Source organism: Flavobacterium nackdongense, assembly GCF_004355225.1.
In the GTDB taxonomy this organism is placed as follows: domain Bacteria; phylum Bacteroidota; class Bacteroidia; order Flavobacteriales; family Flavobacteriaceae; genus Flavobacterium; species Flavobacterium nackdongense.
In genome coordinates, this window is sequence record NZ_CP037933.1 from 3,013,676 (window position 1) to 3,031,123 (window position 17,448).

The 17,448-nt window shown below is 36.0% G+C and carries 16 protein-coding genes; 7 read left to right on the top strand and 9 right to left on the bottom strand.

Features of this window, described 5'->3' with window-relative positions; genetic code table 11:
• Positions 1-44: 44 nt before the first annotated feature.
• Positions 45-1,082, bottom strand: coding sequence for an A/G-specific adenine glycosylase (gene mutY / locus E1750_RS12855; protein ID WP_133277169.1), 1,038 nt, complete (start codon positions 1,080-1,082; stop codon positions 45-47).
• A gap of 127 nt (positions 1,083-1,209) precedes the next feature.
• On the opposite strand from mutY, the gene E1750_RS12860 reads away from it, so the two are divergent.
• Positions 1,210-1,506 carry an HU family DNA-binding protein gene (locus E1750_RS12860; RefSeq protein ID WP_262709732.1) on the top strand — a complete coding sequence of 99 codons (297 nt, stop codon included), beginning with the start codon at positions 1,210-1,212 and terminating at the stop codon, positions 1,504-1,506.
• Between the two features lie 390 nt (positions 1,507-1,896).
• Positions 1,897-3,441, top strand: a complete 1,545-nt coding sequence (locus E1750_RS12865; RefSeq protein ID WP_133277171.1) for an Rne/Rng family ribonuclease — start codon at positions 1,897-1,899, stop codon at positions 3,439-3,441.
• A gap of 254 nt (positions 3,442-3,695) precedes the next feature.
• Here E1750_RS12865 and E1750_RS12870 read toward each other — a convergent pair whose 3' ends face one another.
• Positions 3,696-4,406, bottom strand: a complete 711-nt coding sequence (locus E1750_RS12870; protein ID WP_133277172.1) for a hypothetical protein — start codon at positions 4,404-4,406, stop codon at positions 3,696-3,698.
• Between the two features lie 19 nt (positions 4,407-4,425).
• Positions 4,426-4,869, bottom strand: coding sequence for a nucleoside deaminase (locus E1750_RS12875; protein ID WP_133277173.1), 444 nt, complete (start codon positions 4,867-4,869; stop codon positions 4,426-4,428).
• Positions 4,870-4,928: 59 nt separating this feature from the next.
• Between E1750_RS12875 and E1750_RS12880 the strand changes: the two genes are divergently transcribed.
• Positions 4,929-5,882: an energy transducer TonB gene (locus E1750_RS12880; protein WP_133277174.1), complete on the top strand. Its 954-nt coding sequence runs from the start codon at positions 4,929-4,931 to the stop codon at positions 5,880-5,882.
• Between the two features lie 888 nt (positions 5,883-6,770).
• Here the strand turns inward: E1750_RS12880 and E1750_RS12885 are convergent.
• The 6 genes from E1750_RS12885 to E1750_RS12910 all read right to left on the bottom strand — a co-directional run bounded on the left by E1750_RS12885 (position 6,771) and on the right by E1750_RS12910 (position 10,762).
• On the bottom strand, positions 6,771-6,998 hold the full coding sequence (locus E1750_RS12885; protein ID WP_133277175.1) for a hypothetical protein: 228 nt from the start codon (positions 6,996-6,998) through the stop codon (positions 6,771-6,773).
• A gap of 18 nt (positions 6,999-7,016) precedes the next feature.
• Positions 7,017-7,328: a hypothetical protein gene (locus E1750_RS12890; RefSeq protein WP_133277176.1), complete on the bottom strand. Its 312-nt coding sequence runs from the start codon at positions 7,326-7,328 to the stop codon at positions 7,017-7,019.
• Between the two features lie 79 nt (positions 7,329-7,407).
• Positions 7,408-7,617 (bottom strand): KTSC domain-containing protein, encoded by a 210-nt coding sequence (locus tag E1750_RS12895; RefSeq protein WP_133277177.1) that lies wholly within the window; start codon positions 7,615-7,617, stop codon positions 7,408-7,410.
• Positions 7,618-7,861: 244 nt separating this feature from the next.
• Positions 7,862-8,530 carry a DNA-binding transcriptional response regulator gene (locus E1750_RS12900; RefSeq protein ID WP_133277178.1) on the bottom strand — a complete coding sequence of 223 codons (669 nt, stop codon included), beginning with the start codon at positions 8,528-8,530 and terminating at the stop codon, positions 7,862-7,864.
• 9 nt (positions 8,531-8,539) lie between these two features.
• Positions 8,540-10,264, bottom strand: coding sequence for a tetratricopeptide repeat-containing sensor histidine kinase (locus E1750_RS12905; protein ID WP_133277179.1), 1,725 nt, complete (start codon positions 10,262-10,264; stop codon positions 8,540-8,542).
• A 108-nt stretch (positions 10,265-10,372) separates the two neighbouring features.
• Positions 10,373-10,762 carry an SPOR domain-containing protein gene (locus E1750_RS12910; RefSeq protein ID WP_133277180.1) on the bottom strand — a complete coding sequence of 130 codons (390 nt, stop codon included), beginning with the start codon at positions 10,760-10,762 and terminating at the stop codon, positions 10,373-10,375.
• Positions 10,763-10,973: 211 nt separating this feature from the next.
• Between E1750_RS12910 and E1750_RS12915 the strand changes: the two genes are divergently transcribed.
• The 4 genes from E1750_RS12915 (at position 10,974) to E1750_RS12930 (ending at position 17,444) form a co-directional block, all read left to right on the top strand.
• On the top strand, positions 10,974-12,341 hold the full coding sequence (locus tag E1750_RS12915; RefSeq protein WP_133277181.1) for a c-type cytochrome: 1,368 nt from the start codon (positions 10,974-10,976) through the stop codon (positions 12,339-12,341).
• A gap of 85 nt (positions 12,342-12,426) precedes the next feature.
• Positions 12,427-15,495 carry a TAT-variant-translocated molybdopterin oxidoreductase gene (locus E1750_RS12920; RefSeq protein ID WP_133277182.1) on the top strand — a complete coding sequence of 1,023 codons (3,069 nt, stop codon included), beginning with the start codon at positions 12,427-12,429 and terminating at the stop codon, positions 15,493-15,495.
• Between the two features lie 28 nt (positions 15,496-15,523).
• The gene (nrfD, locus tag E1750_RS12925) at positions 15,524-16,927 is read left to right on the top strand and encodes an NrfD/PsrC family molybdoenzyme membrane anchor subunit (protein WP_133277183.1); all 1,404 of its coding nucleotides are present in this window, start codon (positions 15,524-15,526) and stop codon (positions 16,925-16,927) included.
• Entirely contained in the window at positions 16,920-17,444 is a 525-nt protein-coding gene (locus E1750_RS12930; RefSeq protein ID WP_133277184.1) for a DUF3341 domain-containing protein, read from the top strand. Before nrfD ends, E1750_RS12930 begins: the two co-directional genes overlap by 8 nt.
• Positions 17,445-17,448 lie beyond the last annotated feature (4 nt).

The following is a 17,448-nucleotide window of genomic DNA, read 5'->3' on the forward strand; positions in this document are numbered from 1 at the left end:
TGATTTGTTTTCTATTTTCAAATATAATGATTTTTGAATAAGTTCTAAAAATCCTTTTCGATAAAATTATGAATGGCAATAGGGAATGGAAATGTTTTTAAAGTTGCGGCGTCAATACCGTTTGCTACAGTTCCTTTTAAATTAACTTTCCAAAACTTGATATGCAAATGCTGATGCGATAATTTATGAATAATACTCTCAGGGTTCATTTCGGATAGGCTTTCGATAGTATTTTCTTTGAAAAAGTCGGTCTTAATTTGTTGGGAAATAAATGCAAAATCTTCTACTTGCTCCGTTTCAATCAATGGAAATTCATAGAGATTGTGCCAAATTCCTTTGGCTGTTCTTTTTTGAATGATGGTCTTTTCATCATCATCAGAAACTACTATATAATTAAAGTATCGATTTTTGACTTTCAACTTCTTTGATTTTACAGGCAATTGATCGACTTTCTTTTTTTGCAAAGCGGCACAACTCGTGTTGAAAACGCAAATTTCGCAATTCGGACTTTTAGGAACGCACTGCAAAGCGCCAAATTCCATTATGGCTTGGTTGAACAAAGCGGGGTTTTCTTTTGGCATCAATTCGAAAGCCAAAGCGGCAAATTCTTTTTTGGCTGTAGCCGAAGCAATATCGGTTTCTACATCAAAATAGCGCGACAAAACCCGAAAAACATTTCCATCGACAACCGGAACGGCTTCATTGTACGAAAAAGAGGCTATAGCAGCAGCGGTATATTCGCCAACGCCTTTTAATTTTAATAAGTCATTGTAGTTGTTTGGAAATTTCCCTGATAATTCTGTAGCGATAAACTGAGCTGTTTTATGTAAATTTCGAGCACGGGAATAATAACCCAAACCTTGCCACAGTTTCAAGACCTGTTCTTCGTGGGCTGCAGCCAAATCAAAAACGCTTGGAAAAGCATTTGTAAAAGATAAAAAATAGGGTGTTCCTTGTGCTACTCGCGTCTGTTGAAGCATAATTTCTGATAGCCAAATGAGGTACGGATTATCGGTTTTTCGCCAGGGTAAATCACGTTTATTTTCTAAATACCACCTTATCAATACGTTGGAAAAGATCATCGTTAAATTTTAGTTAGCAAAAGTAAAAGTTTATGTTGTTAAATTTTAATGAATTAGCTTGAATAATTGTTTTTTTTATTCCTATCTTTGCAACCTCAAAAAATTAGTACACAATAATAAATTACGAATTAAAATGACAAAAGCAGATATCGTAGCAAAAATCTCAGAGAGATTAGGTCTAGAAAAGGGAGATGTTCAGGCAACAGTTGAGACCTTTATGACAGAAGTAAAAACCTCATTAGAAACTGGGGATAATGTTTATTTAAGAGGTTTTGGTAGCTTCATTGTAAAAACAAGAGCTGAAAAAACAGGAAGAAATATTTCTAAAAATACTACAATCAAAATCCCTGCTCACAATATTCCAGCTTTCAAACCCGCAAAAGTTTTTGTAGAAGGAGTGAAAACGAATAACGAAGCAAAATAATATTTATTAATCACAAAATCACCAGATTATGCCAAGTGGTAAAAAAAGGAAGAGACATAAGGTAGCTACGCACAAACGCAAGAAAAGAGCGAGAGCTAACCGTCACAAAAAGAAAAAGTAGTTTATAACTACTTTTTTCTTTTTAAACGTTCATTGAAATTGAGATTTAAGATTGTAGATTACCGATTTAAGATTGCAGATTTAAGAAATCTGAAATCAAGAATCAAAATTCAGAAATCTAAAATCTCCCCGGGTTCAATACCTGTTAAAATTATTGTTTAATCCATCCTTACCGAAAAGTTTATGGTTTAGAGTTAATAGTTTATGGTTTCTAACAATAAACAACAAACAATAAACAACAAACCTAAAGTCAGGATAAAAATTTACAGAGTGAATAAAGAATTAATCATCCGTTCTAGTTCAGATGCCGTAGATTTTGCCTTATTAAAAGATGGAAAACTAATTGAATTACACAAAGAACAAGAAACAAGCAATTTCCAAGTTGGCGATATTTTTATTGCCAAAATTAGGAAACCCGTTGCTGGACTGAATGCCGCTTTTGTAAATGTAGGCTACGAAAAAGACGCCTTTTTACATTATCACGATTTGGGTCCTAATCTTGCTTCCCAACTGAAATTCATAAAACTTGTAAGCGCAGGTAAAATAAAAGATTTCTCCCTAAAAAACTTTCAGTTTGAAAAAGAGATAGACAAAGATGGTTCGATCACTGATATTATCAATTCGAATCAATCTATCTTAGTACAAGTTGTCAAAGAACCAATATCTACCAAAGGTCCAAGAATAAGCGCAGAGCTTTCACTTGCCGGAAGATTTATTGTTTTGGTTCCGTTTTCTGACCGTGTTTCTATTTCACAAAAAATAGAAGACAAAAAAGAAAAGGATCGTTTAAAACGACTCGTACAATCCATCAAACCAAAAGGATTTGGTGTTATTGTTCGCACAGTAGCCGAAGGCAAAAATACAGCCGAATTAGAAAAAGATTTGCAGAACCTCATAGAGAGATGGACTGCAATGTGTAAAAAATTACCAACCGCTCATCATCCGTCCAAAGTATTAGGAGAGCTCAATAGAGCTTCATCAATACTGAGAGACGTCTTCAACGATACCTTTAGTGGCATCCAAATAGATGATGAAGAGTTGTACAACCAAACGAAGGATTATTTACAAGAAATAGCCCCTTCGAAAACATCGATTGTTAAGTTTTATCAATCCAAAGACACTCCAATTTTCGAGAAATACAATATAGAGAGACAAATCAAGACCTCCTTTGGAAAAACAGTTTCCATGAGTAAAGGTGCCTATCTTATTATCGAACATACCGAAGCTTTGCACGTTATAGACGTCAATAGCGGAAACCGTTCTAATAAAGCATCCAATCAAGAAGACACTGCCATGGAAGTCAATATGATAGCCGCCGCCGAAATCGCCAGACAATTGCGTCTTCGTGATATGGGCGGAATCATAGTAGTCGATTTTATCGATATGGGCAATCCCGAAAATCGCAAAGTCTTGTTCGACTTCCTCAGGGAAGAAATGGACGACGATAAAGCCAAACACAAAATCTTACCGCCGAGTAAATTTGGATTAGTCCAAATCACCCGACAAAGAGTAAGACCGGAAGTCAACATCAAAACTAGAGAAGAAGATCCTAACAATGGAAACGGCGAAATTGAAGCGCCAATTCAAATCATTGATAAAATCGCTCTTGATCTAGAAAGTATATTAAAAACACACAATGAAGTTGTGCTTAACGTACATCCCTTTGTGGCCGCATACCTTACCAAAGGTTTTCCATCAATACGTTCAAAATGGTTTTTTGAACATAAAAAATGGGTGAAAATCATACCACGTGACGCTTACACGTACTTGCAATACCATTTCTACGACAAAAAGAAGAATGTTATTATAGAGTAAATCAAAAACCGCCTTTCGTGAGATTGGCGGTTTTTTTGTGTCTAATTGTCATTGTTAGGAACGCTTTCTTTTCTTTTCTTTTTTAGGAGCTAATCCAGCTATCCGTTACAATCTTTTCTTTTTTTAAAGAAAAAAAGAAAAGGATTTCCACTGCTATCTGGGCTAGAGGATTTCGAGTTAAGAAAACGTTCTATTTCTTTAGGTTACAGATGATTTTTTTACTAAACAGAATTTTTACTAAAAAAGCTTGTTGGTCATTTTTCTCTCTTTTCTATTTCTTCTATTGCACTTTTTAAGAAATATTTATAATCAGTCCCTTTAGCAACCTTTAATTTTTCAATCAGAATTGGCAAAGATTTTTCAGTTCCTATATTTCTTAAAGTTACAGCAATCATTTCTTGTAAATGTTTATTTTTTTCATACTCAAAAGAATTTAATAATTCTGTTTCTATTTTTGGATTTTCAGAATGCTTTAATGAAATAGCAGCGTTAGTTTTCATTGCTAACTTTCCGTTTTTTAAAATACTGACAATTGGCTCTAAGTTATAATCTATTGGTTTAATAGCGTTTGTGATAGAAATTAATATAGTTTCTTGATTTTCCTCAGTTTCTATCTCAAGTCGATTAACTAGATATTCAAAAATTTCTTTATTTTTCAAATTTTTAGATAAATGACCTAAACAAAAATATGCTCTACTTTTAAAATTTTTTTCAGTTTTTTCATTCTCTATTATTTTTTTCAATCTGTCCGAGTAATTTAAATCTTCAATTTTTTCAGCTTGTCTAGTAGCAACCCAAGAAATCCATTTTCCACTTTCAATTGAATTTTTATCAAAATATTTTTTCCAAATATTATATGGAAAGAAATAATTGCTATTAGTCATTTCAACAAGAAGACTTTCAATCGGCAATTTTGCTAATTTATCCTTTAATCTATTTTTGAATGTACTTTCTATCCAGTTCATATCTTAATATTATCACCAATTATTTTCTCTTCCTAGCAAAAAACCGCTTCATCAAATCACTCGCTTCATTCGCCAAAACACCACGAACCACGGTAGTTTTAGGATGCAATTGTGTTCCCATTTTTTCGAAACCCCGATGTTCGTCACTGGCTCCAAAAACAATTTTAGAAATTTGACTCCAATACAAAGCACCTGCGCACATTTGGCAAGGTTCCAATGTCACGTAAAGTGTACAACCGGTTAAATATTTTCCGCCTAAAAAATTAGCCGCAGCAGTAATAGCCTGCATTTCGGCGTGAGCGGTAACATCATTGAGCATTTCGGTAAGATTGTGACCTCGAGCTATGACTTTATTGTCGATTACAATTAGGGCACCAACCGGAATTTCATCCTTCTCAAAAGCCATTTCAGCCTCTTGCAAGGCTTTCTTCATAAAATACTCGTCAGTGAAAGGGTTTTCCATAAAGCAAAAGTACGATTTTGAAATAATTTTAGTTAGTTTTATAATCAGAAACAAATCGTATGGAAAGAAAATATAGAATCACGATTCCCGAACCTTGTCAGGAGGATTGGAATAAAATGACACCAAATGATACTGGTAGATTTTGTGGGAGTTGCTCCAAAAACGTAGTTGATTTCACCAATATGATTCCTGAGGAAATTCAAATCTACTTCCAACAGAATAAAAATGTTTGCGGAAGAATAAAAAAATCACAATTAGATTCTATTACAATTCAAATTCCAAGTCGAGTTTTATATTCTCAAACACAATACCATAAAATGTTTTTATTGGCTTTGTTTATCGCAACGGGAACAACACTGTTCAGTTGCGCCGATAAAAATGGAGAGAAACAAAAATTTAAGACAATAGAAGTTGTTCAAGACAAAATAGAGAAGAAGTCAAAAGTTGGGATTATACAGCCATCAAAAGACTCGTTAAATAGCAGAAATCAAAGGCCTAACTCAAAAATCAATCAAATAAAATTTACTAAGCCAAAAACTACAATTTGTAGTGAGGTAGTCCTTAATAAAGAAGCAAAAATAAATAGTGAAACTTCTATTATTTATGAAGATAATACAATCTATGGTGGAATGGGAATTGATGTATACCCAGAATACGTCGGAGGAATGTTAAAATTCAACGCTTTTATCAAAAACAATTATTTAATTCCCGAAAAGGCTAGAAAATTAAATGGCAAAATCCAAGCTACTTTTGTAATTGAAAAGGAAGGCACTTTAAATGACGTAGTCATTATGAAAGACCTTGGTTTTGGAACAGGTGATGAGCTGATTCGTGTTTTGAAGCAATCAAAAAAGTGGACTCCTGCTGAAGAACGAGGTAAAAAAATTAGATTTCAGTTTGAATCTGAAATTTTCATAACTACCGATACAGTTAGAAAAATATTCAATTTAAAAAAAGTTACCGCCAGAATTGATACCATTCAAATAAAAAGAATCACAAAATTCAAAGATTAAAAACCTAAATTGAATAAAAAAGCAGTCCAATCTAAGTTGCTAGCGCTAGCCCAAGCGTTACGTTTGCTCAAAGAATTTTGTATTAACGCTAATATTGGTGTACACCATCAGTACTATCGGCCTGATCAATTGTTATTTTTAAATTAATACTGATTTTTGTATATTTTGATCCATTTTAGTCCCAAAAAATACAAACATAGTCCCTACGGGATAAATTTTTGATGCAAAACATCCTTACTATCAAAATGTAACTTCTAGGAGGTCAGCTCCGTTAGGAGTAAAATATTGGTAGACTAAAAATAAGGCAACCTAGTTACAATGTCCCTTGGGGACTATATTTGTTGGAAGTTTTCTTCACTGTATTAAATAATTAATCGGACCGCAATGATTAGAAATATTTAAAATAATTGAAAAGTATTTTTAAGTACTTCCACGAACGAGTGATTAAAAAGAAATTGAAATAAAATTTCGATATAATGCTCAGATATCCCTATCCATCGGGATTTTTTTTGTTCAGTATTATTAGTGTACTCGGAAAATTGCCAGCAAATCAAGTCGTTTATGTTTCTGCTAAATGATTTCTATTACCCAATTTTTACCAATACATATTTGCACAAAAAATCAAAGACAACGTGAGGGAATTTGTTACTACAATACTAAATCCATAATCCAAAAAGGATACAGTTTAGGTCGCAAAGTTAGTTGCCAATCTGCAATTTTTTTACAATTCTAATTCTCCAATAAGCTGCCTTTCAGGTTTTTTAATGCCAATGCGGATGAAGGGTTATTACTAAAGAGGGGTACTACAGTGACTCGGGACCCATAAGGTTTTTAAAACCTCATAGGTCAGGTCTGTTTTTAAAAATCTATAAGGTATAAATTCAATCCTTAATTTGTTGTAGCACTTGATTTTTTAAGTTTTGTTTTCAGAGGTTGTGCTTTAATCAGGCTATTTTTTCTCTTTCTCCTAAGAAGTTCATCATCATCGAGTTTGTAGTTTTGAGTATTATTGATATACTGCGGTTCTGGGATGGGACGTGTTTTTTCTGTTTTTGGAGAACAAGAAAGGAACAAGCAGCCAAGAATTATTAATGTAGTGAGGTTAAGTGTTTTCATTTTGGGATAAAATTGTATTTAGGTGCAGTTAGAATAGAGTGTTTTCAATTGAATTTTTTCGATTCGTTTGAGTTGATTTTCGGTAAGCAAGCCTTTATTTTGAGCCTGAGTTAGTAGCTCGAAGAGGTCTTCCGATTTGGCTTGCATATAAGCATACTTCGCCAGTGAAATAAGATTTCCTTTCAAGGATTTTTTGTAGTGCTTGACGTATTCTTTTAAATAGTTTTCGTAATCATCAAGTCGTTTGTCCCATTTGTTTCGAAGCAATTTTGTTGGACATCGTTTCGGTTGGATTGTATGGTGTGCGGATGTATTTGGGTTCATTTCCATAGGAAGAAATTTAAATTAGCCAAAAATAAATTCAATTAAAATCGTATCCTTACGTAAAACCGTAAAGAGGTAAAAAAAATTATTCTACATCAAAATAATAGCGACAATACACGTGGTTAAAATAATGCGTTTCGATCGCTGTTGCTTTCATCAGCGCCACAAATTCGTCTAGTGAAACATCAAAATACTGATGAATTACTTGAAGTTTGAACTCTATTTCAAGGGTTTTACTTATCTCGTCATAGCCCACAGAGATAATATTGCAGTCGTTTACCGTGTATCGATTCATTGTTTTTTATATATTTTTTTCAAATGTAATCGCAATAAAAAGTGCATCCTTACGTAAAACCGTAAAGAGGGAAAAAAAATTAAAAAAAAATAAAAAATCGAAAGAAGCTAAAAAAATCGAAAGAAGCTAAAAAATGGAAAAAATCAAAAGAATCAGAAAAGAATTCAAGAAAATCGAATCGGCTTAAGTAGGGAAATTTGAAGCCAAACTTCCAACTTCCCTCTTCCAACTTCCGACTTCCCACTTACACTAACCCCAAATCTTTAGCAATAGCAATCAGATGCACGTTATTATTGGCTTTGAAGAATATTTTGAGGCGGTTGATGCGCTTTTCAATGCTGCTGCTCCCGTTGGGGATTATTCCGGTAGTTTTGAAATCTACGGCGATTTCTTCTAAAGTGAAGCCTTTCGACAGGGACTTGAGCAGAGTGATGTCATAAATTTCAATTTCAATGAGGGATTTGTCTTTTAAGGCGTGTGACAATTCCTGAGAAAGAATTTTGGATTCGTTGTCAAAAACGCTTTGAATGGCTTTTTGGAGTTCCGGAATACTGTTTCGACCTTTAGAAACAAAAGCATTCACACCTAAATCATTAAACAAGGATTTGATTCGGAAAGATTTGTCTTCAATCGAAAAAACTACTGTTTTTAGAGTAGGTTGTATTTTTTTGACTGCGGCAATCAATTCGTCACCACAAGTTAAATGATTCTCTCGATGATCCACTTTGAAGGACAAATCACTAATTAATAAATCAAAGGGTGCCTCATCTAATAGTGCTTTTTTTACTTTCAGAAGGGCGTCGTCACAATATTTAGCGTGGTGAATTTCTACAACGGAAAGTTCTGCCAACGCTTGTCCGACGGCGATGCTAATACTGTCTAAATCTTCGGCTACTAAAACTTTTTTAAACATAATGTGGTATTATAGTGGAATGTTGAAACTTGATTTGAACCCTTTTCCGGGTTTGGTATCAAAAGTAATCGTTCCGTCTACAGCTAGAATACGGTTTTCCACATTTTGCAGTCCATTTTTCGAATTTATTTTGTCTAAAGCGGCTCCACCCCCGTTATCACTGTAATCTAGTTGTAAAGTTTTTTCATTTTTTTTACAAGCGATGACCACCAAACTGCAATTGGCGTGTTTTTTCATGTTCACGAGCAACTCCTGCAGCGCCCGATAGACAATAATTTTTTTGTGGGCTTCCAAAGCCTTCCAGTTGATGGAATCCATACCGGTTAGCAATATAGTGACCGAATCGGTATTGAAGCTCGACAACATTTCTTTAAGACCTGACACAAAGTCCAGTCCAGTGTCGATGTTGCTATTTTCTTTTGAGATGTTCCTGGTGCGGGAGTATATGGTATCAAGATTACTCAACAATAATTCTTTGTTTTGACTCAAAGATAAATCTTGCGTTTCGGCGAAAGCCATTGTGTGATAGACGTCGTTGGCCAATTCGTCATGCAGCTTTTTGGCAATCCGTGTTTCTGTATCGTAGGAGGTTTGGATTTTGTCTTTTTTGTTGATGGCTTTTAAGAAATAATATAAAAAAACAGTGGACAAAGCGCCAATGAGCATCAGAAAATACAAAAGCAAGTTTCTGCTTTTTTGTTGTTCCAATTCAAGTGCGGTAAGGACTTTTTGTGTTTTTAGAAATTGATTTTCTTCCTTTTCCTTCTTAGCGTCGTATTTTATTTTGGCAAATTGATTTCGGGCGTTTTGCCGTACTTTGGTAATGCTATCATTGAGGAAGATGTATTGTTCAGAATGTTTTTTTGACTCGTTTCCAGCGCTGGTTTGAATTAATAAAGACAATGCTTCCAAACGGTCGTCTATATTATTGAATTGGGTCGCTTTTTCATACCCCAATTGCGCATAATCTTGAGCTAAAACGGGATTAGATTTTTTGTAATATTGAGCCAGATTCAGGTAACTTGCCACTATGCCCCACTGGCCTTTGATTCTTTTTTTTATTGCTAATCCTTGATTCAAATAGGCAATACCCTTCGGATTTCCTAGTTTGAAGTACGAAAAACCCAGATTGTCAACGACCTTCGAATAGGTTAAAGTATCTTGAATCACCTCCTTTTTCATTCGCAACGGAAGTAGAATTTTTAGGGCGCTGCGGAAATCGTTTTTCGCCATATAAACCACAGCGATATTGTGCGTAAACATCAATTTGCGGCTAGAATCTATTTTTAGATTCAAGCCCTTATGGTAGTAATGCAAAGCATTTTCATAATCATAAAGTTTCATATAAATAATCCCCAGTACATTATAGATGGAGCATTCGTAAGCGGGATCTATGGTCTTCTGTAACAATGGAAGTGCCTCAATAGCCGTAGTTTCACTACCCGCATAATCGCCTTGGCTCAGTTGAATGGCAGCCATTCGTTCCACCGAATAAATAATTCGGGTCTGGTCTTTGTTTGGATCGCAAAGTGATTTGGCCTTGTTGTGATAGTAGTAAGCACTATCATACTGTACTTTCTCGAAACAGTGATCGCCACGGTCAATGAGGCGGTCAATTTCGGTCAAATTGCTCGGTTGGCTACTGGTGTTTTGAGGCTTTTTTTCGCAAGATTGCAAGACGAGAACTACAGCTAAAAGCAGAAAAATCGGGAAATGGAGCTTTGGGACTTTCATTCCCTGAAATTATAGAAATTTATTAAATAAATCATAGTTGCCTAATAGTAAATAAAAGATATCTAAAATAGAGTAGACGGCCGCCGTTAGTGAGATGTAAAAAACAATCTATCTACTTGGCTTGATCAAAAGCATGTTTTTGTAGCGGCCATTAATTGCTGCCATAGTTTTTTCGGCTTCGATGCGGGTTTTAAAATTGCCAATCCACACTTTATAATTGGGTGTATTGAAAACAATAGTGGCGTCAATCGATGTGAATTCTTGTCTGAATTCAGTCAAAGTTTTTTTTGCCATTTCACTTCCGCCAGTATAAATCTGAATTTTATAAGAGTCATTTACCGTAAGTGAAGCGTTTATTTTTCTTTTTTCGTTCAGTAATTGTTCAAATTTTGGGTCTTGACTTACAGAAGTTTTTTCCTGTTGTGCGTGTAGACCACACGTAAAAAGCCCTAAGTAAATAAGATAACTAATGCTTTTTCTTGTGATTAAAGTTTTCATGCTTTCAATTTTATACAAAAATAGTATTTATACACTAAACCACAGAAAAACTTGTTATTTAGAATCAATATAAATTATATTTAAGGCTATTTTAAGGTTTTGAGAATAGTACATAAAGTGTATTTTTGCCTAATATTTTTAAAAACTGATTTTTGTCATTTTTTTTGTTTGATAAAAAGCTTATTCAAATTGTAGATAATTACTATACTATATGAAAAAAATGGGTAACCATAGTTCGATTTCAAAGAAATTATATTTAGGTTTAGCTTTAATGTTGAGCTTATCGTTAACTTCTTATGCGCAAGAAGCTGCGACTCCAATGGCAGCTCCGGCTGCAACAGCAGCTCCCGCAGCAACAGCGACTCCAGCAGCTGCACCTGCAGCAACATCAGGTGGTGATGCCGCCAAAGGAAAAGATATTTTCAATGCCAATTGTGCTGCTTGTCATAAACTTGATGCGAAAGCTACCGGCCCAGCATTAAGAGGTGTTGGTGCAAAATATGAAAAAGCGTGGCTTTACAAATGGATTCATAATAGTTCTGACTTGATAAAATCCGGTGATGCTGCTGCTGTGAAAGTATTTGAAGAAAACAACAAAATACCAATGACTGCGTTTCCGCAATTGTCAGAAGCTGATATTGACAATGTGATAGCCTATACTATGGAACCTAAAGCTGTGGCGCCAGCGCCAGTAGCGGGAGAAAAAGTTCCCGGAACAGCAGATGCCAATGCAGGCGGAATTTCTAATAGTGTAATTCTTGGTGCCTTGTCTTTAGTGATGGCCATCCTTATCGTAATGCTTGTCTTGGTAAACAATGTGTTGCGAAAAGTGGCTGCAGCCAATGGAATTCACGTAGCTTCTAAAGAGCCAAGACTGTCATTGTGGAAAGCCTTTGCTCGAAATCAATTCTTAGTATTAGTTTCAGCTATCTTTTTATTATTGTCTGGTGCTTATTTTGTCTATGGCTATTTGATGCAAGTGGGAGTAGATCAAAATTATTCGCCAGTACAGCCTATTCATTTTTCACACAGAATTCACGCGGGTAGCAACGGTATAAACTGTAACTACTGCCACTCGTCAGCTCGGGTTAGTAAGCATTCTGGAATTCCTTCTTTGAATGTGTGTATGAACTGTCACAAAAACATTTCTGAAGTGTCTGACACAACCGCTACTGCGGATTATTCTAAAGATTTCTACGATAAAGAAATTGCCAAATTATACAAAGCAGTAGGTTGGGATAAGGATAACCAAAAATATACTGGGGTAACGGAGCCTGTAAAATGGGTTCGTATTCACAACTTACAGAGTTTTGTCTACTTCAACCACTCGCAACACGTTACCGTTGCTGGTGTGGAATGTCAAACTTGCCACGGTCCAGTTCAAACCTATGAAATTCAAAAACAATTTGCGCCATTAACTATGAAATGGTGTATCGAATGCCATAGAAAAACCGAAGTTAAAATGGAAGGCAACGACTATTACAAAAAAATTCACGAACAGCTTTCTAAAAAGTATGGTGTCGATAAACTGACCGCCGCTCAAATGGGTGGTTTGGAATGTGGAAAATGCCATTATTAATAAGATAAATCAAGTTTAGGGTTTATGGTTGGTAGTATCAAACAATAAACAATAAACAACAAACAATAAACAACATTTATAGAATATGTCATCAAACAAAAAATACTGGAAAAGTGTTGAAGAACTAGACGGAAATAGTTCTATTGTTGAGGCGCTTAGAAATAACGAATTTGTTGAAGAAATTCCTACTGATGAATTTTTAGGAAATGATGGTGCTTTATCATCAACAGCTACAACACGTCGTGACTTTTTAAAGTACGTTGGATTTACCACAGCGGCCGCCACACTTGCAGCTTGTGAAGGTCCTGTTCACTTATCAATACCTTACGTAGTTCAGCCAGAACAAATTATCCCTGGAATTGCAGATTATTATGCAACTACAGTTTTTGATGGGTACGATTTTGCTAATCTTTTAGTAAAAACCCGAGAAGGGCGTCCAATCAAAGTGGATAACAATACTATGGCAGGTGCAAAATTTGCTGCCAATGCCAGAATCCACGCCTCAGTATTGTCATTGTATGATAGTATGCGTTTGAAAGAACCAAAAATTGCTGGAAAATCAGCAACTTGGGTGGATGTGGATGCCAAATTAAAATCTAGTTTAGCTGAGGCGAAAGCCAAAGGCAAACAAGTGGTTCTTTTGACCAATACCTTGGCAAGTCCATCGACTGAGAAGTTGATTGCTGATTTTCTTGGTAAAAATCCAAATGCAAAACACGTCATCTACGATGCGGTTTCTGAATCAGAAACTTTAGATGCATTCGAAATGGTTTATGGTGAAAGAGCTTTGGTGGATTATGATTTTTCAAAAGCTTCGGTAATAGTTTCTGTTGGTGCAGATTTCTTAGGGGATTGGCAAGGTGGAAATTATGATTCAGGTTACGCCAAAGGAAGAATTCCTCAAGGGCCAAAAGGAAACCAAAAAATATCGCGTCATTTCCAATTGGAATCAAATATGACGTTGTCTGGTGCTGCTGCCGATAAGCGTTTGGCTATCTCAACTGCCAATCAAAAGCAAGCATTGGTTTTACTGTACAATTTAGTTGCTGGAGCTTCAATTCCTGTAACATTGGATGCAAAAGTAAAAGCTGAAGTAACCAAGATTGCTCAAGAATTGGGCAAGGCGGGAAGCAAAGGTGTTTTGGTTTCTGGTATTCAAGATAAAAATGCACAATTGTTGGTTTTGGCCATCAATCAAGTGTTGAAAAGTGAAGCTTTTACAACCGTTGGGACACGACAAATTAGAAAAGGATCTAACCAAAAAGTAGCTCAATTGATTTCGGATATGAATGCAGGAAGCGTTCATACCTTGATTATGAGTGGTGTGAATCCAGTGTACACTTTAGCAAATGCTAAAGAATTTGCAGACGGATTGAAAAAAGTAAGTCTTTCAGCTTCATTTTCGTTGAAAGAAGACGAAACGGCTTCTGTTACTACAATTGCAGCAGCTGCTCCTCATTATTTAGAGTCTTGGGGTGATGTGGTGATCACAAAAGGAACTTATAGTTTGACTCAACCTACGATTCGTCCTTTATTCAATACCAAACAGTTTCAAGATGTGTTATTGTCATTGAATGGTATTCCTGGTACTTATTATACTTATTTAAAAGCTAGTGCGGCGTCTATCATTGCAGGTTCTTCTTGGAATCAAGTGCTTCACGATGGAATCTTTGTTGGTGCAATTCCTGCAGCAGCTGGAGGTACCGCTGATTATAATGGAGCTGCATCGGCCTTAGCGCAATCTAAAGCGGCTGTGGGCTTAGAATTGGTTTTATATTCGAAAACAGGTTTAGGTGATGGTCAGCAAGCGAACAATCCTTGGTTGCAAGAATTTCCAGATCCAATCACAAGAGTTTCTTGGGACAATTATGTGACTGTTTCCGCGGCAGATGCGAAGCAATTAGGTTTGTCCAACGAAATTGTTGCGAATGGTGGTTTGAACGGAAGTTATGCTACTATCAAAACTGTGGACGGACTTACTTTAGAAAAGGTGCCAGTTATTGTGCAGCCAGGACAAGCTGTTGGAACAGTAGGTTTGGCTTTTGGTTATGGTAAAAAAGCAGGACTAAAAGAAGAAATGCAAGTAGGTGTAAATGCTTACTCATTATATAAAGGGTTTAATAATGTACAAGCTGTGACATTGACGAAGGCTGACGGAGAACACGAATTTGCTTGTGTTCAAGGTCAAAAAACCTTAATGGGACGTGGTGATATTATCAAAGAAACTACTTTAGAAATATTCAATACCAAAGATGCTGAACATTGGAACGAACAACCAATGGTATCTTTAGACCATAAAGAAGTAAAAGCTACTACTGTAGATTTATGGACTTCATTTGATCGTTCTGTTGGACATCATTTTAATTTGTCTATAGATTTGAATGCCTGTACTGGTTGCGGATCTTGTGTTATTGCTTGCCACGCCGAAAACAACGTTCCTGTAGTTGGAAAATCTGAGGTAAGAAGAAGTCGAGATATGCACTGGTTGCGTATCGATAGATATTATTCATCGGAAGAAACTTTCGCTGGAGACAACGAAAGAAAAGAAAATATAGCCGGTTTATCGAGTTCGCTTTCTACATTCAATGAAATGGAGAATGCTTCTGATAATCCACAAGTAGCTTTCCAACCTGTAATGTGTCAGCACTGTAATCACGCACCTTGTGAGACAGTTTGTCCTGTTGCAGCTACCTCACATAGCCGTCAAGGTCAAAACCATATGGCATACAACAGATGTGTTGGTACTCGTTATTGTGCAAACAACTGTCCGTATAAAGTACGTCGTTTCAACTGGTTCTTATACAGTAAAAATAGCGAATTTGATTTCCATATGAACGATGATTTAGGTCGTATGGTATTGAATCCAGATGTAAGTGTTCGTTCTCGTGGGGTAATGGAAAAATGTTCGATGTGTATTCAGAAAACACAAGCTACTATTTTGGCTGCCAAAAACGAGGGAAGAGCAATTGTGGATGGCGAATTCCAAACCGCTTGTTCAAGTGCTTGTACTACTGGTGCAATGATTTTTGGCGATGTGAATGACAAAGAAAGTAAAGTGGCCAAGTTAGCAGAGGACGAAAGAATGTATCATTTGTTGGAACACGTAGGTACAAAACCAAACGTTTTCTATCACGTAAAAGTTAGAAATACTTAAGATAATTTAAAAATCAATTTAAAGGATTATGTCTCATATATACGACGCACCCATTAGAAAACCTTTAATCATAGGTGATAAAACTTACCACGATGTAACAGTAGATGTTGCTGCACCTGTTGAAGGGAAAGCCAACAAGCAATGGTGGATTGTATTTTCAATCGCATTAACAGCCTTCCTTTGGGGATTGGGTTGTATCGTCTACACTATTTCTGTAGGTATCGGAACCTGGGGATTAAACAAAACAGTAGGTTGGGCTTGGGATATTACGAACTTCGTTTGGTGGGTTGGTATTGGTCACGCGGGAACCTTGATTTCGGCAGTACTTTTATTATTCCGTCAGCGATGGAGAATGGCGATTAACCGTTCGGCAGAAGCAATGACGATTTTCTCGGTAATTCAAGCAGGTTTATTTCCAATTATCCACATGGGTCGTCCTTGGATGGCATATTGGGTACTTCCAATTCCGAATCAATTTGGTTCACTTTGGGTAAACTTTAACTCCCCTTTACTTTGGGACGTGTTTGCAATCTCGACTTATCTTTCGGTTTCCCTAGTTTTCTGGTGGACTGGATTATTACCCGATTTTGCGATGCTTAGAGACAGAGCAATTACCCCTTTCAATAAAAGAATTTATTCTATTTTGAGTTTTGGATGGAGTGGAAGAGCAAAAGACTGGCAACGTTTTGAAGAAGTATCTTTGGTTCTTGCAGGTTTAGCAACTCCACTTGTACTTTCTGTACACACCATTGTATCTATGGACTTTGCTACTTCGGTAATTCCTGGATGGCATACTACCATTTTTCCTCCTTACTTTGTGGCTGGAGCGGTTTTCTCGGGATTTGCAATGGTAAATACTTTGCTTATTATCATGAGAAAAGTATCAAATCTTGAAGCGTATATCACCATCCAACATATCGAATTGATGAACATCATCATTATGATTACAGGTTCTATCGTTGGTGTGGCTTATATCACAGAATTATTTGTAGCTTGGTATTCAGGTGTTGAATACGAGCAATATGCTTTCTTGAACAGAGCTACCGGACCTTACTGGTGGGCGTATTGGTCGATGATGACTTGTAATGTATTTTCGCCGCAATTTATGTGGTTCAAAAAACTAAGGACCAGTATTATGTTTTCTTTCATTATCTCAATTGTAGTAAATATTGGAATGTGGTTCGAAAGGTTCGTAATTATCGTAACTTCGTTGCACAGAGATTACCTTCCATCTTCTTGGACAATGTTTTCGCCAACATTTGTTGATATTGGAATTTTCATCGGAACAATAGGTTTCTTTTTCGTATTATTTTTATTGTATGCCAGAACATTCCCTGTAATTGCTCAGGCAGAGGTAAAAACAATTTTGAAAGCAACTGGAGATAATTTTATAAAAGCGAGAGCAGTAAATAAAGATTCACACCATGAGTAATAAAGTAATACACGCCATTTATAATGACGATGATATATTGATGGATGCCGTAAAGAAAACACGTGCAGCTCATCATCATATCGAGGAAGTTTTTACACCATTTCCGGTTCACGGATTGGATAAAGCAATGGGATTAGCACCAACGAGATTAGCCATCTGTGCTTTTATTTATGGATGCATCGGAATTTCATTTGGAACTTGGATGATGAATTATATAATGATTCAAGATTGGCCGCAAGATATTGGAGGCAAACCAAGTTTCAGTTATATTGAAAATATGCCGGCTTTTGTGCCCATTATGTTTGAAGAAACAGTGTTTTTTGCAGCGCACTTAATGGTTATTACTTTTTATATGAGAAGTAGATTATGGCCTTTTAAAGAAGCAGAAAATCCTGATGTTCGTACTACCGATGACCATTTTTTGATGGAAGTTGCAGTACACAATAACGAAAAAGAGTTGGTTTCATTTTTCGAAAACACAGGAGCGGTAGAAGTTAAAGTAATAGATAAGCATTAAAAGT